Annotated in this window: 20 protein-coding genes; 2 read left to right on the top strand and 18 right to left on the bottom strand. The window is 38.9% G+C overall.

The genetic code is table 11. The annotated features are described in order from the left end of the window. Nucleotide 1: 1 nt before the first annotated feature. Entirely contained in the window at nt 2-1,678 is a 1,677-nt protein-coding gene (locus tag BM102_RS06905) for a VanW family protein (protein WP_090480352.1), read from the bottom strand. Between the two features lie 173 nt (nt 1,679-1,851). Between BM102_RS06905 and BM102_RS06900 the strand changes: the two genes are divergently transcribed. Next, nucleotides 1,852-2,463: a hypothetical protein gene (locus BM102_RS06900; RefSeq protein ID WP_090480350.1), complete on the top strand. Its 612-nt coding sequence runs from the start codon at nt 1,852-1,854 to the stop codon at nt 2,461-2,463. Nucleotides 2,464-2,497: 34 nt separating this feature from the next. Here the strand turns inward: BM102_RS06900 and BM102_RS06895 are convergent, their stop codons facing one another. The 13 genes from BM102_RS06895 to BM102_RS06835 all read right to left on the bottom strand — a co-directional run bounded on the left by BM102_RS06895 (nt 2,498) and on the right by BM102_RS06835 (nt 15,938). Continuing rightward, nucleotides 2,498-3,082, bottom strand: a complete 585-nt coding sequence (locus BM102_RS06895; RefSeq protein ID WP_044938175.1) for a manganese efflux pump — start codon at nt 3,080-3,082, stop codon at nt 2,498-2,500. A 116-nt stretch (nt 3,083-3,198) separates the two neighbouring features. Continuing rightward, nucleotides 3,199-3,765, bottom strand: coding sequence for a TetR/AcrR family transcriptional regulator C-terminal domain-containing protein (locus BM102_RS06890; RefSeq protein WP_044938178.1), 567 nt, complete (start codon nt 3,763-3,765; stop codon nt 3,199-3,201). Between the two features lie 8 nt (nt 3,766-3,773). Then, entirely contained in the window at nt 3,774-4,007 is a 234-nt protein-coding gene (locus BM102_RS06885; RefSeq protein ID WP_044938181.1) for a hypothetical protein, read from the bottom strand. Beyond that, nucleotides 4,007-4,576 (bottom strand): HdeD family acid-resistance protein, encoded by a 570-nt coding sequence (locus BM102_RS06880; RefSeq protein ID WP_090480348.1) that lies wholly within the window; start codon nt 4,574-4,576, stop codon nt 4,007-4,009. The genes BM102_RS06885 and BM102_RS06880 overlap by 1 nt, the downstream gene beginning before the upstream one ends. 3 nt (nt 4,577-4,579) lie before the next feature. Next, complete coding sequence (locus BM102_RS06875; RefSeq protein ID WP_090480345.1) at nt 4,580-5,467, bottom strand: DegV family protein; 888 nt, start codon at nt 5,465-5,467, stop codon at nt 4,580-4,582. Between the two features lie 78 nt (nt 5,468-5,545). Further along, the gene (locus tag BM102_RS06870) at nt 5,546-8,275 is read right to left on the bottom strand and encodes a response regulator (RefSeq protein ID WP_090480342.1); all 2,730 of its coding nucleotides are present in this window, start codon (nt 8,273-8,275) and stop codon (nt 5,546-5,548) included. Further along, nucleotides 8,275-9,720: an HD domain-containing phosphohydrolase gene (locus BM102_RS06865; RefSeq protein WP_090394653.1), complete on the bottom strand. Its 1,446-nt coding sequence runs from the start codon at nt 9,718-9,720 to the stop codon at nt 8,275-8,277. Before BM102_RS06865 ends, BM102_RS06870 begins: the two co-directional genes overlap by 1 nt. A gap of 70 nt (nt 9,721-9,790) precedes the next feature. Beyond that, the gene (locus BM102_RS06860; protein WP_044938203.1) at nt 9,791-10,288 is read right to left on the bottom strand and encodes a Gx transporter family protein; all 498 of its coding nucleotides are present in this window, start codon (nt 10,286-10,288) and stop codon (nt 9,791-9,793) included. Nucleotides 10,289-10,308: 20 nt separating this feature from the next. After that, nucleotides 10,309-10,686, bottom strand: coding sequence for a NusG domain II-containing protein (locus BM102_RS06855; RefSeq protein ID WP_090480340.1), 378 nt, complete (start codon nt 10,684-10,686; stop codon nt 10,309-10,311). Between the two features lie 2 nt (nt 10,687-10,688). Next, the gene (locus BM102_RS06850) at nt 10,689-11,765 is read right to left on the bottom strand and encodes an FAD:protein FMN transferase (RefSeq protein WP_090480337.1); all 1,077 of its coding nucleotides are present in this window, start codon (nt 11,763-11,765) and stop codon (nt 10,689-10,691) included. 71 nt (nt 11,766-11,836) lie between these two features. Next, nucleotides 11,837-12,922 (bottom strand): hypothetical protein, encoded by a 1,086-nt coding sequence (locus BM102_RS06845; protein ID WP_090480335.1) that lies wholly within the window; start codon nt 12,920-12,922, stop codon nt 11,837-11,839. Nucleotides 12,923-12,988: 66 nt separating this feature from the next. Then, nucleotides 12,989-13,948 (bottom strand): polyprenyl synthetase family protein, encoded by a 960-nt coding sequence (locus BM102_RS06840; RefSeq protein WP_090480332.1) that lies wholly within the window; start codon nt 13,946-13,948, stop codon nt 12,989-12,991. Beyond that, on the bottom strand, nt 13,941-15,938 hold the full coding sequence (locus BM102_RS06835; RefSeq protein WP_177194928.1) for an NAD(P)/FAD-dependent oxidoreductase: 1,998 nt from the start codon (nt 15,936-15,938) through the stop codon (nt 13,941-13,943). The genes BM102_RS06840 and BM102_RS06835 overlap by 8 nt, the downstream gene beginning before the upstream one ends. A 227-nt stretch (nt 15,939-16,165) precedes the next feature. On the opposite strand from BM102_RS06835, the gene BM102_RS06830 reads away from it, so the two are divergent. After that, a complete protein-coding gene (locus tag BM102_RS06830) occupies nt 16,166-17,071 on the top strand; it encodes a UbiA family prenyltransferase (protein ID WP_090480328.1) in 906 nt (301 codons plus the stop codon). Between the two features lie 80 nt (nt 17,072-17,151). On the opposite strand, the gene BM102_RS06825 is transcribed toward BM102_RS06830, so the two are convergent. Genes BM102_RS06825 through BM102_RS06810 form a run of 4 tightly spaced genes read right to left on the bottom strand, consistent with a single transcriptional unit; the run spans nt 17,152 to nt 21,946 of the window. Next, nucleotides 17,152-18,672 carry an alpha-N-arabinofuranosidase gene (locus BM102_RS06825; RefSeq protein WP_090480326.1) on the bottom strand — a complete coding sequence of 507 codons (1,521 nt, stop codon included), beginning with the start codon at nt 18,670-18,672 and terminating at the stop codon, nt 17,152-17,154. Between the two features lie 24 nt (nt 18,673-18,696). Continuing rightward, on the bottom strand, nt 18,697-19,566 hold the full coding sequence (locus BM102_RS06820; RefSeq protein WP_081822036.1) for a carbohydrate ABC transporter permease: 870 nt from the start codon (nt 19,564-19,566) through the stop codon (nt 18,697-18,699). A gap of 1 nt (nt 19,567) precedes the next feature. Next, nucleotides 19,568-20,464: a carbohydrate ABC transporter permease gene (locus BM102_RS06815; RefSeq protein ID WP_033154510.1), complete on the bottom strand. Its 897-nt coding sequence runs from the start codon at nt 20,462-20,464 to the stop codon at nt 19,568-19,570. 60 nt (nt 20,465-20,524) lie between these two features. Beyond that, nucleotides 20,525-21,946, bottom strand: coding sequence for an ABC transporter substrate-binding protein (locus BM102_RS06810; RefSeq protein ID WP_090480323.1), 1,422 nt, complete (start codon nt 21,944-21,946; stop codon nt 20,525-20,527). Nucleotides 21,947-22,318: the final 372 nt, after the last annotated feature.

Raw genomic sequence — 22,318 nt, 5'->3', positions numbered from 1 at the left:
ATTATATTTCTGAGTTGTCTGTAACTGTTGTGTCTGTATTAGTGTCTGTAGTTGTATCTGTAGTGGTGTCTGTTGTTGTGTCTGTTGTTGTGTCCGTTGTTGGATTTGTAACAGAATACTTTGGAGTGATTTCAAATGGTGTTGAATTAACTACTCCTGGTGCATACATGGAAATAGCTGCTGCGATTGTGGCTGCATCCTGTGTGTTCACCGCCTGAAGCATAGCATATGAAAGATTTGGATCTGTCGATGCTATACCTACAGTAACTGTTCTGTTGGATGGATTGTAACGGCTGTTGTTGTAAACATCACGACTTACTTCCTCGCCATTTTCATAAACAATCTTCCAAAGACGAGCAGTGTATCCTGTATGTCCACTGACTGTTGTAGTCATCTTTCCAAGTGGCACATTTGGATCTGCGACCCATGTGGTTGCCTGAACATTCACACCTGTAATTTCTGTCTCGTATTCAACGCTGTGACCAGCGTCATCCTCTTCCTTACCGTAGATATTGAAATAAGCATTGTTGCCATCGCAATATCCTTCGATATAGATAGGATAATTTTTATTGTTTCGAATCTGGAAGTCCTTTCCACCAGATTCTGCAATAGCTGCATCCTGTGAAGGTGGTACGTATGTGACAATCATAGAGTGACATGAACGAGTGATTACCTCTAATTCCGCCTCTCTCACTGCACCATATAAAGTAGTAGAAACCTGGCAAATACCACCGCCGTAAGTCTCTACAGTAGTTCCGTTTTCGTATGAGCCTGCAAGCATATAGCCATTTTCCGCTGAGAATGGGGTGATTGTATTAAGCACTGAAAATTCATCCCCTGGATAAAGGATTGTGCCGTTAATAAATCCAACACCATTTGCAACGTTATTTTTACGAGCTGCAGATGATGAACTGTAGTCTGTGCTGTAGCTTCCAAGTAAATCTGTGATTTCCGCAAGCTCTTCCTTGCTTCCTCTAGGTTCTTTGACCTCAGTAGCAAGTGCTATTGTAGCTGCGCTTCCATCCCAGCTATTTTCAATATAATCAACAATGATAGCTGCTGATTCTTCAATCTGAACGACTACACCAGATGTTCCTTCATGGAATACGAATTCTCCGTTTTCTCTGGTAAGATAGTCATCACTGGCTTCGTCATTTACCTGTGTAGATGCTGAATTAAGATAGAGGATAACTCCATCCTTATCAACTCCAAGTGATAAAGCAAAATCCTTTGTACGACCTTCTGCTAAATCCTGTGATGCTTTGAATCTCTCACCGAAATTACCATATGAGCCATATGTGGCAGCCTTTACTGTAACGTCGCTATTTTTAGCCCCGATGCAAAGGTCTGCTCCAGTAGCAGATATAGTCTGGTCATTAGCTGATAGAGTGAATTCAACATCATCATACTGTGAAAAATAATCAGCTACTACTGCATCTGCCTCAGTAACAGTCATTCCACCAACTGATATTCCTTCGATGGTGATGCCATCTGGGATAATTCTGTCATCAGTTTCATCTGAAACTGCTGATTCAGCCTCTTCATTGGCAAGCTCTTCATCAGATACGGATGCTTCAGATTCTTCTATTTCATCTGCTTGAACAAAGGTAGTATTTGCAAAAAGACCACTAACCATGCTTGCTGCCAATAATATAGGTAATATGTTCTTTCTATTCATAACAAAATCCTCTTTACATTAGATTGTGCGCAAAGTAAACTTAGATTATAGCAGCAGCGAATGTGGTAAATACCATGCATACAAGCACTACTACAAGGATTGCTCCTGCGATTATTTGATGCTTCTTAGAACGCTTCATATAAATACCTCACTTAATATGTAAAGGAGAAACCATGGGCTTCCCGATTTTACCTTTTTTCTTAATATTCTTAATTTGGCTGACCTTTAGAATAAAGAGTCTTGATGCTAAACAAGAAAAACAGCAGAAAGATTTTTGGGACCGCGAAAGGGCCGCCAATATAACCCCTGCAAAAGATATATCTAATCTAAGATATATTACCATTCCAATAGAGAAATTTCCATTAAATTTTACTGATGACCCAAAAGTTCTTGAAATCGAAAATGAACTTCAAGAATTGTCTACACACAAGCTTTTAAACCTTTCTGGAAAGACAAACACAGATTTAAAACTAGAATATGGCGTGCCTAATTTTGAAACTATGACAAAGATTGGCGAGGACTTCGACCGGGTATGCGTTTTGCTTAATTCTTACGCTAAAATCCTTAAGGAAGCAGGGCTTCACAAGGATGCTCTTGAGACACTGGAATTTGCTGTAGGTATCGGCTCCGATATCAGCGAAACCTACACTCTTCTGGCTGATTACTATAGAGAAAATGGTCAAGACCAAAAGCTTGAATTCCTAAAAAGTAAAGTATCAAGCAGTGAAATGCTTTTAAAGGATTCCATCCTTAAGAAAATCGATCCATATAATTCACTTGCATAAAAAAAGGAGCTTACAGAAATCTGTAAGCTCTTTTTTAGATAATCTCTATAACTCTGTGTAAAAATATCTCTGCGCCAACGCCCCATAAAAGAGCTGCGCCAGCTACGTATGCAACTGTTTTCATTTCGAATCCGAAGTGAAGACCTGTGTAAAGGCCTGCTAAAACCATCAATACTGAAATAAGAAGAATGATGGTTATAATCTGCCAGATTGTAGTTCCTACAAGGCCGCATGCACATCCTGCAGCTGCTGTATAGATGCATGAGACAACAACAATTTTGATGTAATCCCAAACTCTAAGAACATCCTTGCGCTTTTCCTGTATGAATTCTCTCTTGATAGCCTTTGCAATAAGACGAATACCAAGAAATGCTAATACTACAACTGCTACTATCTCGCCGTAATTCATAGGATCTGACACATATCCGTTTATAGCAAGCAGTCTGCAAATAACAAAACCAATAAAATAAAAAATCAATTCCAACCCTGCCACAACGGTACATGCGATAACTATGGTGCGCTTTCTAATACGAGCAATCATAGCTCCTTGTATTTCCATAGCGGCAAATACATCTAATAAAATACCTGCTATCATCAGCAGGTTTTCCAACCAGCTCATATATTTCCTAACTCCGTTCCTAATATATCTTTATAATATCTCTAATTTTTATTTACTAAAATATTCAACCACCAAACCATGTTTGTTAGCAAGATACAATGTAATATATTTGTATTCTACTTGTTTGAAACTATTTCAATCAGCGAATTATGGAACAATTTAACGTAAACATCTGTTAATTCTTCAACTGGTACTGTCATGCCTCGTTTAATCCACTGAATTGTAATCCAGCTAATAGAGTGGCCTAAAAACTCTGCCACAAGCTCTTTGGAGAGCCATTTATAATCGGCCATCTGTACAAGGCTTTCAACATCAATATATTTTTGAACAGCATTTGCAACGCATCTGTTGTATATTTCGTTGAAAGAATTCTGTCCCTCCAACTGTGCTGCACGCTTATAGAAATCCTTTTCCTTTTCCATAGTAGTATGCACAAAAGTGATTGCCTCTTTTAACATCCCATTGGACAATAGCGGATCTATAGGTCTAAACAATTCATTGACGGTAATCCATTCAAGCAGTTCGTATTTATCCTGAAAGTGATTGTAGAATGTTGGACGAATTACGCCCGCCTTATCAGTAATCTCTTTAATTGTAATTTTCTCAATAGGTTTTGTTTTAGCAAGCTCTTTTAAGCTTTCAGCAAGAACAATATCTATTGCATTCTGCGATTGATTATTCATATATCTCCTTAAGAATCCTGATATTCAACTGTAACATAGAAGCCCTTAGGGGTCTCTTTTACATCTACCACTTTTCCCTCTTTGGCCTTAATACGTTCCAAAGTTGTGTAATTTGCCGACATAGCAAAAGACCTGCCTAACACATAATAGTATGAATTAGGCAGCTCGTATTCTGTGATGGAAAGCACGTCTCCTATATTAAGGAGACCTGTGCGTTCCATTTTAAATTCCATTTGACCCATTATATATCTTCCTCTCGGGTAATTGTTCCATCTACAACAGAGCCTGTTGCTTTTCTAACCTTGTGAACAATACCAAAATCTGCAATTCCATCATATATAAGCATAATACCAATAGCCTGAACAGCCACCGTTACCAGCTTAAAAGCTGCCATAATGCAAACGACACCAAGGGCCATTTTTAATACAGCAAAAATATATGATATCCAAACTCGAGGGGCATGGGCTTTTGTTGCTTCGATTGACATTCCTAAATCCATAACACCATGTACAATAAGGATTACTCCGATGGCGATAGGAATGATAGAAACAATTGAAGATGGTGCTTTAAAAATCCATACACCAATTATTGCTAGAATAGCTCCAACAACTATTCCAAGTGCATTCATTCCAAATTCATAAATCTGGCTGATTATCACTGATATACCAGCCAAAACAATAATACATGCAATAACTCGGCTAATTGTTATTAAGCTTTCCTCTGGAAATATCAAAAGCATAATACCAATAATAACACTGAGTAGTGCAGATATTGTAATATTTAGTCTTAGGCTTTTAATTTTCTCTTTCATAATTTATCTCTCTTTTTCTCTGCCCCAGAATCCAATTGCTACTGTACCTGGACCAGTGTGTGCTCCAATAGTAGGACCAATATCGAAAATACGGATTTTCTCTTTCATCTTAGGGAATGCTTCCTCAAGCATATCGGCCATTTCTCTAGCATCATCGTAGCAAACAGAGTGAGTGATGAAGATATTCTGATCGTAATCTTCACCATTTTCAATACGCTCTTTTACTGCTGCAAGAGCTGCCTTCTTAACCATCTTTTTACCACGGCACTTCTGTCTTGGAATAAGCTTTCCTTCATCGTTGACATTTAAAAGTGGGCAAATATTGAGAGCTGTACCAAACCATCCAGAAATCTTTGATATACGACCACCTCTGATAAAGAATGTAAGGTCTGTAGTGAAGAACCATGTGTTCTGATTCTGAATATGATCAGCTGTCCACTTAACTAAGTCATCGAAGCTGTATCCTTCATCACGAAGTGTAGCAAGCTTATCCATGAATAAACCATAACCAGCTGATGCTGTAAGGCTATCGAATACTACAAGCTTTCTGTCAGGGAACTCTTCTCTAAGCTCCTCTGCTGCGATTCTTGCAGAATTGATAACACCTGAAATACCGCTGGCAAGTGTTAAATGGATAACATCCTTCCCCTGCTCTAAAAACTTTCTAAAATATGCTGTAAATTCATCTGCATTAATCTGAGATGTCTTTGTCATTGCGCCCTCAACCATAGCGCCATAAAAATCCTGTGGAGACATTGATTTGAATAAATCGTCTACATATGGCTTGTCATCTAAATAATAGTGAAAGCAGATATGCTCAATGTTCTTCTCCTTTAAAAACTCTTCTGTCACGTCCGCTGTAGAACAGCAGCTAATAATAAAATCTCCCATAAACCATCCTATTCCATAAAATTATTTTCAACCTGTTTGAGTATAACGCAACACATTATTGAATTGCAACACGCTCAATTATTTTAACTGAAGATATTCCTCCAAAATCTGAGTACCTTCTTCGTATTCCAGGTTGTCGTAGGCCTCCCGCAAAGTGCCATAAAGTGCTAATAATTCTTGATTTTTTTCGCTCTTATCAAGCTTTTCAAGTGCCTCTTCTATAGCGTTCAAATCATATTTATCAAAAGCATCCAGCAGTTCCTTAAGAATATCTGTTACATCTTCATTAGAACTGTCTATTATTTCGATTTGCTCCTCTATACCATTTGGTGCAAGCTGAGTAAGCTCCTTTGTGGCATCCTCAACTACTTCGCAAAGCGCATTAAGGAACTCATCCATATGTGCATCAACATAGCTCCATGTTTCTGACTTTGCTGCCATCTCCATTATCTGAGCCTGCTCGGCAAAAGTTTCTCTGCCAATTTGTTTGCTGACGCCACCTATGCCATGTACCTTTACCTTAAACATTTCCTTATCGTTTTTACGATAGTTAGGTAAGTTCAAAAGAAGTGGCTGCATTTCCTTAACGAATGTATCCAAAGTCTTTTGATATACACTACTGTTTTGACGATTTCGTGTGACAACAGAAACTACTGTTTCCCTGTCGTTCTTTTCTGCCAAATCCTTTGGCATATACTTATCCATGATTTCCTGAAGCTTAACACCAAGAATTGGCTTTGCAAGGAAATCGCTGAAACCATATTCAGCCACAACATGTCTTGCGTTTTCTTCGGAATTTGCAGTAACGAGAACAATTGGCACATTAGAAAACTCACGAATCTTCTTGCAAGCTTCCGAGCCACTGACTGGCATCATCATCTGATCTAAAAATACTAAATCGTAGCGATTGTCCTTGACTGCATCGATGGCAGATGCACCATCTGGCACAGTAATAACTTCGCATTTCCATGGTAAGAGGAACTGCTGCATAATTTCCAGATTGATACGCATATCATCAGCCACAAGCACCCTGGCTCTAGGATAGATGTAGTCAACCTTTTCTGGTAAGCCGTGGAAGCCCTGATTTGGATTTAAGAGTGTTCTTCTATTGAGAACACGCTCCATCAATCGCTCACCGCCGCACTGTTTCTGATAGAAGTAACCCTTGAATACAGAACCAGATATTCCATCGCTTTCGGCTGTGATTGAGCCACCAAGCTTTGCAACAAGCTGACGAGTAATGGCAAGACCAAGACCTGTTCCTTCTGTATCTACTCCATCAGCGGATGAAACGTACTCATTGAACACCTCTTCAAGCTGTTCTGGAGACATTCCCTGACCTGTATCTGCAACTGAAAAATCAACTCTTACTCTGCCATCATCAAGTTCTTCAAAGGAAATCTCAGCGTGAATGGTTCCCTTGTCTGTATACTTCACCGCATTTGAAAAGATATTTTGGAAAATCTCTCTTACTCTAATTGCATCTCCAAACAAATATCTAGGGTAAGATGATGTGATAGCCAAATTGAAGTCGATTGGCTTTGACTGTATATTTAATATTGTGGAGTATGCCATATCCTCCAGGTTGGCATTTAAATCATATTCCTTTTCTGTAAATTCAAACTTACCAGCTTCAAGCTTGCTATAATCAAGAATTGAATTTACTAACTCAAGCAAGTTTTCAGAAGCCCTCTTAATATTAGAAATAAGATTCTTGTTCTTTTCTGAGATATCCTTCTTTGTGGCAAGAATATCGCTTACCCCCATAATGGCATGAAGTGGACTTCTAAGTTCATGAGACATATGTGCCAAGAATTGACTCTTTCGTGCCGTTTCTTTCTTGGCATTAGTAGCTTCTTTATGTTCTTGAGTAATATCTACAGCTGAAATGATATAGCCCTTTACTTCTTGCCCCTCTGTAACAGGCGCGTAATGTACTCTATACCATCTTTCGCAGGCATAATACTCGCTGTCATTTCTTTCTCTTTTTACCATGTTTTCCGCAAGGACGAATTTGCTTTCTGTTGTTCCATCCTCAAAAGCAAAACCTATTCCCTCGCCATCAGCAAAAAGCTCCATTGCCTTTTGATTGGCATCGATAATATAAAACTCTGAGTTTACAAGAGCTATTGGGCGTTCAGTTCTATCAAAAATAGTTGATTTAAGAATTGTTGCTGTATCTTCAATTCTGTTTGACATAGCAAGCCAGAAGAAAATGACGCAATCAATTGCAAATGCTACAGATCTTATTGCATCCATTCCTAGTAAATAGTCGTGCAAAAAATATCCTGTAATAGCAACTATAAATGCCAAAAGCATGTATCTTCCAACGATAATATCAATTCTGTCAAAATATGCTTTTGATGGTGTTTTAAGCTCAACTATTACTGAAGCCATGAATACAAATATTATTGCAAGCATATCTCCATCAACTTGCTTTGGAATTCCAAAATAATACTCTATAAAATCGTATACACATAGAGCAATCATTATGGTAACTGCAATTGTTATTATAACGGCCACATTTTTAGGTGTTTTTATAAACAAGAAATAGAAAAACATCATAAACATGATGACCAATGCACACATGTCGCATAGCAGATGTAAGAAATCCACTGTATCCTGACTATGAACAAATGGAATAATACACAGATAGAAATCGTACACAGTGATAATTCCTGCTATAGTAGGCAGTATTCTGTGTCTGCTAAGATAAACATCATTTGATACTAGCTTTATAAATGTGAAAAACCCAATTGCTACACATACTACATTAAGTAAGTATGATAAAGTAAACACCCCGTTCATTATTCAGCATCTCCTCGTCCTGTAATAATTCTCTTTAACTCGGATTTGATAAATGTAGGCTGAAACGGTCTAACTATATAACCGCTAGCTCCCACTTCTCTACACCTTTTCACTGTTTCACTGTCATTTAAAGCAGTAACAAACAGAATCGGTATTTCCAAGTGTAACTGTTCCCTGATTCTTCTGGCTGTCTCTACGCCATCAAGTCCCGGCATATCAACATCCATAACAATGGCATCCACTGGCTCATTCTTTTCCAAATACTTAATAGCCTGATTACCATTCTTTAAAAGAGTCAAGTCGTAGAAATACTCCAAAATTCCCCTCGCCATTTGGAGATTAGTCATCATGTCGTCTACCACCATGACTTTGTATCTTTCATAAGCTTGAATCATAACATTACGCTCTTCCTCTGATTCTCGAGAGAAAGAATCTGCACTAGCTGCCGCAACCAATGTGATATTAAGATAATCTTTTTCTGTTAGATCGATTGTGGTGCCATCCATAAGCCTGATGATTGGTCGTAAATTGTGGAAGCCACTGTTTTCAACAATGATGCAATGTCTACCGTCTGACATAATCATTTCAGTACCCTTAGGATAAAGTGGCACATGTTTGAGAAGAGCCATAACCACATCCCTGTCAAACATGATTCCACAAGCACCCATCATATATTCAGAAACCTCATATGCAGAATAAGGATTCTTATACGGCCTCTTTGATAATAGTGCATCAAACACATCTGCCACATGGATGATTTTGGTGTAGTCTGTCATGTCCTCAGCTGTAATCCCTCTTGGATAACCACTACCATCCACATTTTCATGATGGAAAAGCACCGCCACCTTAACATTAGGTGTAACATCCCATCTTTCTTTAAGCATGTCGTAACTCATCTGAGCATGACTTTTCATTATCTGATACTCTTCCTGGGTTAAGCGTCCCTCTTTATTTAAGATTTCACTAGGAATAGCCATTTTGCCAAGATCATGAAGAAGTCCTGCCAATGCCAGCTCTTCAAGAGCCTTTTCATCGTAGTCTAATGAAAGACCGATAATTGCACAATAAAGCGCCACATTGACTGAATGAGAATATGTATAGTCATCTGTCTCACGCAAGTCATTCATATCAATGGTGATAGAAGCCTTTGATAGAATCTCCTCAACCATTTCCTTGGCAACTATCATACATCCATCAATATCCTGCCTGCGGACACAATCTATACCTTTACCTCGCAAGACTGGCGAGATGATTGGTTCTACTTCGATATCCTTTGAAAGCTCATCTGATATGTATAATCCGTCAAATCCAAGTGATTTTAATCTGTCTATGTATTCTTTTGTAAGTTCTGCTTTCCCTCCAAGCAAAACTCGCCCATATGAATCAAATACTTCCGAACCAAGCTTCATACCTGGTTCCAACTGGGACATGTTTATATATCTCATAAGACCGCCTTAAAATATTTTATATAATACTATATTATACTATCTTTTGCGTAACAAAAAAACCTCAGATTTAAAACCTGAGGTTTCTACGTAACCTTTCCACAATCATTGCCGCTAAAACTCCGATTACTACACCAGAAATAGTTCCAATGATTACTAAAAATGGTAAATAATAAATCAAACCAGCCGTTTCAAGAACAAGCATAGCTACTATGATTTGGCCTACGTTGTGAAATACACCACCAAGCACGCTAACGCCTGTGATTGAAAGCTTTTTTGTTTTCATGCCAATAAGCATCATTAAATATGACAGAGCTGCTCCTGCTATTGAATACATTGTCATAGCAAGATTGCCAAATGTAAGCCCTACTAATAACACTCTTATGATTGATAATACTAGAGCGTCCTTTTTTCCGATAATAAAAAGAGCAACTACCACAGCAAGATTTGCCAGACCAATTTTGGCTCCTGGAATTCCGATGCTAAATGGAAGTAAAAACTCAATATAGGAAAGAACAAAAGCAAGGGCAATAAATAACCCAAGTAGTGCCACCTTATTTGTTTTCATAATCTATACCTGCAAGACTATTAATGGGTAGAACCATCAATATCTCTTTCCTCACCGTTAACAATTTCTGCTATCAATCCATTTGGAAGACAAACTATCATTTCTTTTGAGTAATGAATATGCATATGTTTTACACAGATTTGATCTGGGCAGCTGGCTTCGGAAATCTGAGCCTCCCCATCCTTAATCTCAAGAACGTTGTAAGAACCATCTTCGAATTCTATTCTTTCGGTAGTATCCTTATTAAGAGGATACTTGCCGTACTCCACTCCATCTATAGTAACTAATACATAAGCCTGATTTGCCGTGTTGTATTTCTGATACAAGCTCATGCCAAGCCAGAATACAACAGCTACTGCTAAAACAGTTACTATTAATTTTAAATCATTTTTCTTCATAATTACTCTACAATACTTTCTTCAAAATTGTCGGAATAATAGATATTCCCTTCGTGGTCCACCCACATAGCCTCAACTCCATCGTGGCTATTTACAAAATCCATACCTTCTTCCAGAGTCATGTTGTACACAGCAGTTGAAAAAGCATCTGCCTTTCCGGAATCGTCTGTGAGAATGGAAACCTGACCAAATGTATCAGATGGAAAAAGTGTATCTGGATTGATAATGTGACAGTAAACCTTTCCATCAACCTCATAGAATCTTTGGTAATCACCACTTGAAACTACACACTGTCCATCTTGGATTTCTACAGTTTTCAGATATTCCTGCTCACCGTCCATATCTGGATTCTGGATGCCAAGCTTGAAATTGCTACCATCGATTCTACCACCAATGCCCTGAACATTTCCACCTAAGCTAAGAAGAACGTTGTTCATTCCCTGCTCCCTGGCATATTCCAAAGTCTTCTGAACTGCATATCCCTTGGCAGTACTTCCCACATCAAGTGACATTTCTGGATCTGAAAGATATACAGTATTGTTTTCATCATCAATTATAAGATTGTTTATATCTGTATGCTCTGCTGCTGCCTCAAGCTCTTCCATTGTAGGAAGTGTAGCACGTTCTGGATCATCCATGCCGATTTCTCTGTGGCGATGCCAAATCGAAAGCACAGAACCCATGGCAACATTTACTCTGCCGTCTGTTTCATAGTACATATCCTGGCTAAACTTGAGCATATCGATAATAGCCTGGTCCACCTCTACAGGCGCAACTCCTGCATTATCGTTGATTGTCTTTATATTATTTACACCATCATAATCGTTATAAATATCATATAGATTGTTGTAAATGATAAGCTGGTCCTTAAGTTGCTGAGCCATCTCTGCGAATTCCTCTTCTGAATCAGCGTAACCAACAATCTCTGTTCTTGTATCAAATATATCTAAGAATGTGGCATTGTACTTGGTCTTTTCTGTGAGGGCCTCACTCTGACCATCTCCACTAAATTTTATAAATACTATAAAAGCAATCAATGCGACTACTGCTAAGCATCCAAATATCTTTTTCTTATCCATAATCTACTCACTCACAAAAAAATAGAGGGAGTGTAGTAAATACACTCCCTACATTACAAATTGTAAATTAATTACTGTGCACTTGCAACAGCCTTTGTAATAGCTGTGTTGAAATCAGTGATGTGAACTGATACAGAAGCTGCTAAGTCAGCATCTGTTGCACGTCCTTCTTCTACTGCTGTACCGTTTACTTCGTCTACAGTCTTTCCAACTGTGTACTCAGCGTAAGCAGCAGCCTGCTCATTCCACTCCTTGCCAATTGAAGAAGCAGCCTTCATACCGTAAGCATCACCAAGTTCGTTCTTGCTTGGTACGTCAGCTGATGTATCAGCTGTGATTGCACCATTAGCATCGAAAGTAACCTTTGCCTGAACAGCATCGATAAGTGAGCTTGTGATTACGCCATCACCATTTACTGTAAGAACAGAGATTGTTGTGTAAGCCTCAGCTACACCATCAGCATCTGCAGTAGCATCTGTTGACTTTGCAATGTTTGTTGTAAGACCAAGACCAAGCTTATCACCTGCAACTGCCCCACCAGCTACAGCTGTATCCATAGCCTCAAGAACTGCAGCCTGGAAGCCTGTTACATGGATAGATACAGAAGCTGCAAGATCCTCATCACCAGCTTTTCCTTCTGTAATTGCCATGTTGCTAATATCAGATGCTGTCTTACCTACTGCCCATGCAGCAAAAGCATCTGCCTGCTCATACCACTCTTTACCGATTGCAGAAGCAACCTTCATTCCGTAATCATCGCCGAGCTCTCTCTTTGAAGGATACTCTGCGTCAAGATCAGATGTGATCTTTCCGTCAGCGCTGATACCAATCTTTGTCTGAGCGATATCGATAACACACTCAACGATTGCACCGTTTGAATCAACTGTTACAGCAGCGATTGTTGCGTCAACCTGTGCTGTACCATCAGCATCTGCAGTAGCGTCTGCTGAGCTGTCGATTGCTACGCTTGTACCAATACCTGTGAGAAGCTCACCTTCTGCAGCAACAGCAGCTGGAGCTGCCTCTTCTGTTGTTGATTCTGTTGTCTCAGTTGCCTGAGTTTGCTCTGTAGCAGCCTCATCTGTAGAGCCACAGCCTACAAATAATGATGCTGAAAGAGCACCTGCGCACATAAGTGCTACTAAACTCTTTTTCATCGTTTCATTCCTTTCCTTAAATAACTTTTGATGAAATATATATTTGGTAGTGAAACCACCCAAATATCACTTTTTAAGACCTACATAGGCCTTTGTAATGAGCCCTTCTAAAATCTCTCTCTTTTTACCGGAGAGCTGAAGTGCTTCTATGGCTTCAACGCCTTTTTTATAGTATCTTTCAGCAGTCTTATGAGTATATTCAACTCCGCCATGCTTAGATACTTCTTCCAAAATTTCTTCTTTAGAAATGAGACCCTTTTCTGCTCTTTCAGCAAGTGATGCATCCTCTTCAAATGTATGAATAAGTGGAAGTGTAACTACTCCATTTTCAAAATCAGACTGAACTGGCTTTAATGCTGTATCCTCACTCACTTCATAATCGATGCAATCATCTGTAAGCTGAAATGCAATTCCTGTATATCGACCAAGCCTACGATAAAGCTTTATTTCTTTTTCTGTGGCATTTCCAGCCATGGCACCAGCATGGAAAGATGCCTCAAAAAGTGCTGCTGTTTTGCCATCTATGATAGATAGATATCTAAAAGTTCCAAGTCTAAAATTTCTGTTGTTGATATTCTGACGAAGCTCCCCTAAAGCAATTGCCTCTACATATTTTGAAAAATCAAAATCCTTGTATTTATCTGTGTCATCTACACTGGCAATTTCTCTAATAGCTGAAGCTAAAAGATAATCTCCACAAATCACAGCATTTCGCTTGCCGGATTTCTTTTGAAGAGTTATCTGACCTCTTCTGGTGTCAGCATCATCCATGATATCGTCATGAACCAATGTGGCCAGATGGAGAGTCTCAACAGCTGCTGCAAAAATAATTGCATCCCTTGGCACCATGTCGTTTTCATCCATGGCGCATGCCAAAACAGCCTTTGCCCTCATCATCTTGCCTGTAGCCTCTGTCAGATAGGATGTATATCCGCTGATAAGGCTTGGTCCTTTAGTTAAAAGCTTTGCTACTTCTTTTTTTACTTGTTCAAATGCAGTCTCAAAATCTACTACATTATTAGTCATTATATAGATACCACTTTCTTACCCACTTAACGTTCTTCCAATGCTTCTTTAAGAATGGCATTAAGTAGTAGTCAATACCGATTGTGTAACCACCACCGATAAGTACTGCAATTCCTGCAAATATCATCCAGAATGTATTTAAGTATAAGCCTGTTGTTGTAACAAACATTGCCTGAAGTACAAGTGAAACACCTGCTGACAGGAATGTGAAGCATCCACCCATAAGTCCAAGACCAATGAGAATCTGCATAATTACAATAACAATCTGCATAAACATCTGCATACCATCTGAAGCTAATACTGCATTGTTTACGAACCAGTCTACAAATGGAACCTGAATCTTAAATGCAATATCTGAAATAGTTGATGATGCTAAATCAGTTCCAGAAACAAGGATAAGCTCAAATATCTTTAGGTTGAAATCAAATAGAACTGTTCCTGTGCTAACTGCTGCATCTGCTACTGCTGTAGATGCTGAAGCTACTGTATCAACTACTTCTGTTGAAGCTGAAGCAACTGCGTCTGTTGCTGCAGGATCAATACGTCCAAGAAGTGAATCAAACCATGAGTTTGCTCCACCGAAGAAGCCTGCAAGCATTGGTGTTGTTAACCAACCCTCAACAATCTTCATTACACCTTCGAATACCCAAACACATCCAAGCCAGAATCTAAGTGGAACTAATAAAAAGCTTGGTGTCTTGTTAGAAAAATGTCCGCCGAGGAAGCTTCGATTATTTCTGATTGTAAAGAACTCATGCTTTAAGTAGCTGATAATCTTTGTCCATCCCATAACCTGGATGAAATAAATAATATTGATAAAATGCTTTGCAAACATAGCAAAGAATGAAGCAAAGTTAATCTGGTGCTTTGCTAATCCACCTCTTGCAACACCGTAACGTCCACCTACGCAAACCATTACACCGTGGAACTTAGGATTGTAAGATTCCTTCTCGCCAGACTTTGTAATCTCAGCCACAATGTTCTTTGAAACTGTAGCTGCTGAGTGTTCTGCATTCTCAACCATCTGAGGAACTGGACGCTCCTCGCCTGGAGCTGTAAAGAGCATGTTGTCACCGATTACATATACGTTTTCGTAATCTACTGAACGAAGGTATTCATCTACCTGAATACGTCCTCTTCCGCCGCTCTGTACTCTAGATGCGATTTCTGATGTAAGGTCAGAACTTTCGATACCTGCTGTCCAGATAACTGTTCCAGCTACGTGCTCAGTAACATTGTCGTTCTGCTTGAGCTTGATAGAGCCTTGGCCAACGCCAACAACGCTTGTATTCATAACAACTTCGACACCCATCTTCTTGAGACGTCTGTCTACTTTGTTAGAAAGCTTTTCTGGCAAGATAGGTACTGGACGAGATAAACCATCAACATCAACGATAGTAACTTCTTCTCTGTCGATACCAAATCTCTTGCAAAGGATAGGTGTGTACTCAGCAAGCTCGCCTACCATTTCAACACCTGTAAATCCTGCACCTACAACATAAAAGCTAAGAAGCTCTTTTCTCTTTGCAGGATCAACTTCATCAGCTGCCATTCTGAAGCAGTTGTGAATTCTATCTCTGAGGGCTACAGCGTCGTCATATGACCAAAGTGGCCAGCTGTTTTCTTTTGCGCCTTCAACACCAAAGTATGTTGGCTTTGAACCAGCTGCAACTACTAAATAGTCGTAATCATACTCTTCTGTTCTACCCTTAACCTTCTGTTCTTTAAAGTCTACATTTGTAACTTCATCTAAAACTACATTTACCTTTCTTCCGGCAAATATCTGCTTTAGGTTCATTTTGATACTTTCTTCACCAACACGGCAAGCTGCTACCTCGTGAAGCTCGGTAAGCATTGTATGATATGGATGCTTATCGATGATAGTGATTTCTGTAAGATCAGCCAGCTTCTTCTTACGAAGCTTCTTTTCAAGTTTCTTTGTGGCAAGAACGCCTGCGTAACCTGCTCCGATTACAACAATCTTAATCATGATTCATTCCTTCCTAGTAATTTCTTTTCTTTAATATTCTCCAACGCATTACTGCGGAACCAAATTGTACCATAATGTATTGTGCGCGACAAGATAGAACTTGTTTAAATTTTCACAAATAGCATTTTGCACTATCTTTTGATTGAAATTTGTGTTATTATTGCCAAGTTTCACAAGACTAACTGCTCGTATAATATAATTACCTAATTTATGTATAGGAGAGATTTATGATTAAGAAGTTTTTAAAGTTTGTAGAGATTCAAACAAAGATTACCAGCACATTTGCTTTTGCAAATACGCTTATGTATATGCTCTTTTTGAAACAACCTATCAATATTCCTTTGATGATTATCTTCTGCATTGCGGCATTTATATTTGATTTAGCCACCACTGCAATCAACAACTATATTGATAGTAAGGATTATCCTGAAATGCTTCCCTTCAGACGAGACGTATCATTATTTCTTATAATATGTATGCTCTTTATAAGCACTGTAATGGGACTCTATCTGGCATTAAAAACAGGCATTGTTGTTCTTCTACTTGGAGCACTCTGCTTTGGCCTTGGAATTTTTTATACCTTTGGGCCTATGCCAATTTCGAGAATTCCTCTAGGGGAAGTATTTTCAGGTATTGCTTATGGCATGTTTATTCCATTTCTGATGGTTTATATCAATAATCCTGATGAATACATTATTTTAGACTATAAAAATGGTGTATTATCTGTACACTTCATGCTTTGGCCATTGATAAGCTTTTTATTTTTCTCATTGGTAAATACATTTACCACTTCCAATATCATGGTTGCTAACAATACTTGTGATTTAGAAAAAGATGTTGCTGTAGATAGACATACTCTGATTTTTTACATAGGACAGAAAAATGGCGTACGTGTTTTTGCTACTCTTTACTACTTATGCTACGCCGCAGTGATAGCAATGGTTGCATTAAAAATTCTTCCTATTATTGCCCTCATCTTTTTACTTTCATTTCCTCTAGTAGAAAGAAATATAAGGGTATTTCGTAAAGAACAGATAAAGTCAAAAACTTTTATTACAGCAATTAAGAACTTTATCATTGTTAATACTTCATACTTCATTGCTCTTACACTGTCATTTTTAATGTACAGATAAAATAAAAACCAGCATCAAGCCCCGCTAAGCCTGATTGCTGGTTTTATATTTATGGAAGGATATGAAAAAGAAGATTATTATTATTTCTTTAATCTTATGCTGACTACTGAGCAAGCTGGCAGTGTAACCTTCAGTCCATCTGAAGTCTTGCTGTAGTCTTTAAACTCTAGTTCCTTTACAACCTCTGGATTATCAAAGGTGTTGTGATCAGCCATCTTTCCTGTTACGTAAACAGCCTCACATACGTTGTAAGCGCCGCCGTCTTTTGTAAGCTGAACATCAACATCCTCTGATGATTCAAGAGAGTTGTTTGTTAGGGTAATAGTAATAACGCCATCTGCATCCTCTGATACAGACTCGAAAATCTTTGGAAGTTCATTCTTGCCAGAGCCTACTGTTCCGCCGTTCAGTAAATCTGAGCCAAGAAGTGTTGCTCCCTGGTGATGACGATACATCTTGAATACATAGTATGTAGGAGTCTTGATCATCTTTTCACCCTCTGTGAGCATTACTGACTGAAGCACGTTAATCATTTGGGCGATACATGCCATCTTTACTCTGTCTGAATGCTTGTTAAAGATGTTCAAATTCATACCTGCAACAAGAGCGTCACGCATTGTGTTCTGCTGATATAAGAATCCTGGATTTGTACCTGGCTCAACATCTGTCCAAATACCCCACTCATCAATCATAAGACCGATTTTCTTTTCAGGGTCATATTGATCCATGATTGCACCATGATTGTTAATCAGCTCTTCCATAAAGTAGCTACGCTTCAAAGTCTGATAGAATACTTCCTCAGTGAAGTCTGTAGCGCTTCCTTTGACATTCCAATCGTCCTCTGTCTCTGGAAGAGTGTAATAATGAAGAGAAAGACCATCCATGAATCCATGGAAGTGTTCTGGTGTGTGGTCAAAGCATGTATCCAAAACTCCCTTTGTCCAATGATAATCATCCACATTTGGACCACAGCAAATCTTTGCTATTGGCTTGTTTCCATTGTAGTTTCTAACGTATGTCTGATAACGTCTATACTCATCTGCATAGTGCTGAGGTCTCATGTTTCCGCCGCAACCCCAGTTTTCATTACCAACACCAAGATAGTCAACTACCCATGGCTCCTCATGACCGTTCTCTTTTCTGAGATCAGCCATTGGAGAAACACCGTTGAATGTCATATATTCCACCCATTCGCTCATTTCACGAACAGTACCAGAACCTAAATTTGCATTGACGTAAGTCTTACAGCCAAGCTGTCTGCAAAGCTCGAAGAACTCGTGAGTACCGAAGCTATTATCCTCAACTACTCCACCCCAGTGAGTGTTAATCATCTTCTTACGCTTTTCCTTTGGACCAATTCCGTCCATCCAGTGATACTCGTCAGCGAAGCATCCGCCTGGCCAGCGAAGTACTGGAACCTTCATCTCTTTAAGAGCTTCTACAACGTCTGTACGCATTCCGTTTACATTAGGAATGTCGCTATTTTCGCCTACGTATAAGCCTTCATAAATACAGCGTCCCAAGTGCTCAGAAAAATGTCCGTAAATTTCTGGAGCAATGGTGCTCTTCTTGTTTTCGTTATTAATAACTAATTTAGCCATTTTGTCCCCCTTAGTTTTTGTTGGCTAGCCTTTTACCGCTCCTGCAGTCATTCCATCAATAATGTACTTCTGGAAAATAAGGAAGATTACGAAGATAGGTAAAATTCCAAACATTGATCCAGCGATAAGTACATCGTAGTTGTTGCCGTATGGTGTAAGCAATGTATTAAGTCCGATTGGAAGTGTAAACTTCTCTGCTCCCTTAAGTACTAAGAGTGGCCAAAGAATTGCATTCCATGAACCCATTGCACAAAGGATACCCATTGAAGCGAATGCTGGCTTTGCAAGAGGAAGGATGATTCTTACTGAAATGCCATATTCTGAACATCCATCAATTCTTGCTGCATCAAGCAAATCCTTTGGCAGTCCTGATAAGTACTGCTTGAAGAAAAAGATAGTTGATGCGCCACAGATACCTATGATGATTACACCTGTGTAAGTATCAATAAGCTTTAATGCAATAATTTCCTTGTAAAGTGGAAGCATTAAGATTTCGAAAGGTACCATCATTGTTGCAAGCACGATTGTGAAAAGTAGATTTTTGAATCTGAACTCATACATTGTCAGTCCATATGCAACAAAGTAACAAACTATCAAAGTAAGTGCTACCGAAATAATGGTAATTAATAACGAATTCTTGTACCACATGAAGTATTTAATACTGTCAGCATTGCCGCTGAATAAGTATTTGTAGTTATCAAGGTTCATTGTAGAGAGGTTTAAATCGATTGAAAGACCTCTACGAATAAGCTCTGTACCAGGTCTAAATGAAGCAAGTAAACCTGCAAATACAGGGAAAATAATGATTAAACAGAGGATTACAAAAAATCCTGTTCCAAGTATTGTGCCTACCGTTCTCTTAGGAGTGCCAGACATTGTCTTTTGCTTTGACATATTAATCCTCTCCCTTCTTGAATGTTCCGTTGAATATAAGCTGAGCAAAGTTGATGATAAGAGCAACGATAAGAAGTACTACACCTACTGCACATGCATAACCCATATCATTCTTTTCAATACCACGCTTGTACAAATATCCAACAATTGTAAGTCCAATATTGTTTGGTGATGAATTTCCTGCCCATAACATGTATGACTCCAGGAACATTGCAAGACCGGCATATACTGAAATTGTAAGTACGTAAACTGTTGTTGGCTTAAGAAGAGGAAGTGTTACGAACTTGAACTTCTGCCAACCTGTAGCTCCATCAATATCGGCTGCTTCATATAAAGAGCTGTCGATTGATTTGAGACCTGACAAGAAGTAAAGCATGTTTACACCTGTCCATCTCCAGCAAGCTACGATTAAGAGGGCGAGCATACCTGACCAGCCCATCTTTAACCATTTATATGTTCCAAGGCCTAAAGCCGCTGTAATCATATTCATCTGACCTGTTGTATACTCAGTAAACATCAGGCGGAAAAGTGTACCAGAAATAACAACTGATGTTAATGCTGGCATGTATAAAATTGCCTTCCATACACCCTTTGCCTTTACCAAATGACTATCAAGCAAAACTGCAAAAAGCATAGGGAATGGAATTAATAATACTAATGTAAAGAACATGTATTTCACACTGTTCCATACAGCAATATGAAATACCTTATCCTGTAATAACTTTGAATAGTTAGCAAACCCAACCCATTCTGATTTAATTGCCCCAATATCCTGAAAGCTCATTGTGAAAGCCGTGATAAGAGGATAAACCCAAAAGAAGAAAAAACTTAATACAAAAGGTAAAACAAAAACGTATGGTGCCACCTTCTGAGAATATAAAAAGTTCTTGATTTTCATAATGCACCTTTCTCCATCTTTTAAAATAGGGCCGCCTAAGCGGCCCTTAGTTATAATTTCTTACTGCTCCATATCAATTGCATCCTGTGCTTCCTGAAGTGCATCATCAATTGAGTAATCTGGATCTTCAAGTACTTCGTTAAGTGTTGTTGTGCAGAAGTACTCATTGATTGTTGGGCTGATAGAAACTACTGAAATCTTTCCAATGTTGTCCATTCCGATATCAGCTAATACATCATATGGATAGTTGATGAAGAACTGGTTGTACTGGTTGTTCTCATCATGTGCAAATGCATCATCTGTCCAAAGAGCTGCGTTACATACATCAAATCCAAGTGTATCCCAGATATGCTGCTCGCCTTCTTCTGACATCTTTGCCCAGCAAAGGAACTCTGCTGCAAGATCAATATTCTCAGACTGCTGAGTAACAACTGTACCTGTACCACCAATACCTACAGAACAAATCTGGCCTTCCTCGAATACAGGGCACTTAGCAATGTACCAGTTGCCTGCTTCATCTGGCATGTAGTTTGTGAAACGTGACATATACCACATTGCCTTAGGGAATGAAACGATGTTTCTATCCATAATGTTCTGGAAGCCTGCCTCAAGGTCAACATGTCCGTCTGGAGAAACCTCTGCAAGACCTGACTTTAACCAATCCTGCTGCATTGAAAGCATGTTCTTAACTGAATCAAGCTGAACGTTTGCTGGATCATCGAAACCGCCTGTCCAGTCATCACCGTACTCAGCCATTGCAATCCAGAGCCAATCAACACCGCCTGTATCAACTGATGTCCAGTACTTACCTTCCTCAGAAACAGATCCTAAGTACTCTTCACCAAGTGCTGCATAATCATCCCAAGTCTTAACTGCATCAATCTTAGCAATTACTTCGTCCTGTGTAAGTCCCATAGCTTCTGACATTGCAGCTACGTTGTAGTACATTACTGTAGCACCTACATGGTATGGAGCTCCGTAGTAGTTACCATCCTCACCCTGATATGTTTCCATACGAGCTGTAACCATTGTATCAAGGTAATCAGCAGCGTAATCATTTAATGGTACAAGCCACTGATCAAGACCTTCAACTACGTTAGGGAACTGACCAACTTCTACGTCACAGATATCTGGAGCACCTGTGCCAGCTTCAAGAGCTGTAAGAAGCTTTGTGTGCATATCGCCATATGGATATGTTGTACATGTAATTTCGATTGTGTTGTCTGGATGCTGCTTGTTCCACTCCTCAGCCATAACACCGTAGTGCTGACCGTGAAGCTCAACGAATGTCCACATCTCTAAGTGTGTACCATTTGGATCACCAAATGTGTTTGTTACGACCTCAGATTCTGCTGTTTCCTCAGCAGCTTCTTCTGTAGCAGCATCAGGATCTACCCCACCTTCTGAAGCGCCACCGCAACCAGCAAATAAACTAGCTGCCATTGATGTGCAAAGAAGTGCACTAATCAATTTCTTCTTCATTCTTCTCCTCCTTTTGTAAAAAAGAAATGTTGTAATTGTTTCAAGCTTTTATAAATAGTACAATTAACTGAGGCTTGGTAGTTAATCTACATATTTTTCTAAAAGCTCATTAACTATTATGGTTTAATTATAACCTGCCACTACAGCAAGTCAATAATTGTTTTAGATTTTTCTAAAGTAATTTGGATATTCTTTTAATATTCACAAAAAAGACACGGATGATTTAGCAATTATTAACAAGTTGTTTGTCAATTCAGGCTTTGAAGTGTATATTTTTATTAATAAATTTATCTTTTGTTAAAATAATAGAATTCTAAAGCTCAACTATATTGACACCCATTTTGTTAAATTTTATAATTAAGAGTAATATTT

Source organism: Pseudobutyrivibrio sp. JW11, assembly GCF_900115355.1.
Classification (GTDB): Bacteria; Bacillota; Clostridia; order Lachnospirales; family Lachnospiraceae; genus Pseudobutyrivibrio; species Pseudobutyrivibrio ruminis.
The sequence above is the reverse complement of the archived record's forward strand: the minus strand, read 5'-3'. Positions and strand labels throughout refer to the sequence as shown.

Coding starts and splice junctions, on each gene's coding strand:
- BM102_RS06870 (WP_090480342.1), bottom strand. CDS start 8,275: ATGAACGGGGTGTTTACTTTATCATACTTACTTAATGTAGTATGTGTA.
- BM102_RS06895 (WP_044938175.1), bottom strand. CDS start 3,082: ATGAGCTGGTTGGAAAACCTGCTGATGATAGCAGGTATTTTATTAGAT.
- BM102_RS06835 (WP_177194928.1), bottom strand. CDS start 15,938: ATGATTAAGATTGTTGTAATCGGAGCAGGTTACGCAGGCGTTCTTGCC.
- BM102_RS06860 (WP_044938203.1), bottom strand. CDS start 10,288: ATGAAAACAAATAAGGTGGCACTACTTGGGTTATTTATTGCCCTTGCT.
- BM102_RS06815 (WP_033154510.1), bottom strand. CDS start 20,464: ATGAAAATCAAGAACTTTTTATATTCTCAGAAGGTGGCACCATACGTT.
- BM102_RS06890 (WP_044938178.1), bottom strand. CDS start 3,765: ATGAATAATCAATCGCAGAATGCAATAGATATTGTTCTTGCTGAAAGC.
- BM102_RS06850 (WP_090480337.1), bottom strand. CDS start 11,765: ATGGATAAGAAAAAGATATTTGGATGCTTAGCAGTAGTCGCATTGATT.
- BM102_RS06900 (WP_090480350.1), top strand. CDS start 1,852: ATGGGCTTCCCGATTTTACCTTTTTTCTTAATATTCTTAATTTGGCTG.
- BM102_RS06840 (WP_090480332.1), bottom strand. CDS start 13,948: ATGACTAATAATGTAGTAGATTTTGAGACTGCATTTGAACAAGTAAAA.
- BM102_RS06880 (WP_090480348.1), bottom strand. CDS start 4,576: ATGAAAGAGAAAATTAAAAGCCTAAGACTAAATATTACAATATCTGCA.
- BM102_RS06905 (WP_090480352.1), bottom strand. CDS start 1,678: ATGAATAGAAAGAACATATTACCTATATTATTGGCAGCAAGCATGGTT.
- BM102_RS06885 (WP_044938181.1), bottom strand. CDS start 4,007: ATGGGTCAAATGGAATTTAAAATGGAACGCACAGGTCTCCTTAATATA.
- BM102_RS06820 (WP_081822036.1), bottom strand. CDS start 19,566: ATGTCAAAGCAAAAGACAATGTCTGGCACTCCTAAGAGAACGGTAGGC.
- BM102_RS06830 (WP_090480328.1), top strand. CDS start 16,166: ATGATTAAGAAGTTTTTAAAGTTTGTAGAGATTCAAACAAAGATTACC.
- BM102_RS06865 (WP_090394653.1), bottom strand. CDS start 9,720: ATGAGATATATAAACATGTCCCAGTTGGAACCAGGTATGAAGCTTGGT.
- BM102_RS06810 (WP_090480323.1), bottom strand. CDS start 21,946: ATGAAGAAGAAATTGATTAGTGCACTTCTTTGCACATCAATGGCAGCT.
- BM102_RS06875 (WP_090480345.1), bottom strand. CDS start 5,467: ATGGGAGATTTTATTATTAGCTGCTGTTCTACAGCGGACGTGACAGAA.
- BM102_RS06855 (WP_090480340.1), bottom strand. CDS start 10,686: ATGAAGAAAAATGATTTAAAATTAATAGTAACTGTTTTAGCAGTAGCT.
- BM102_RS06825 (WP_090480326.1), bottom strand. CDS start 18,672: ATGGCTAAATTAGTTATTAATAACGAAAACAAGAAGAGCACCATTGCT.
- BM102_RS06845 (WP_090480335.1), bottom strand. CDS start 12,922: ATGAAAAAGAGTTTAGTAGCACTTATGTGCGCAGGTGCTCTTTCAGCA.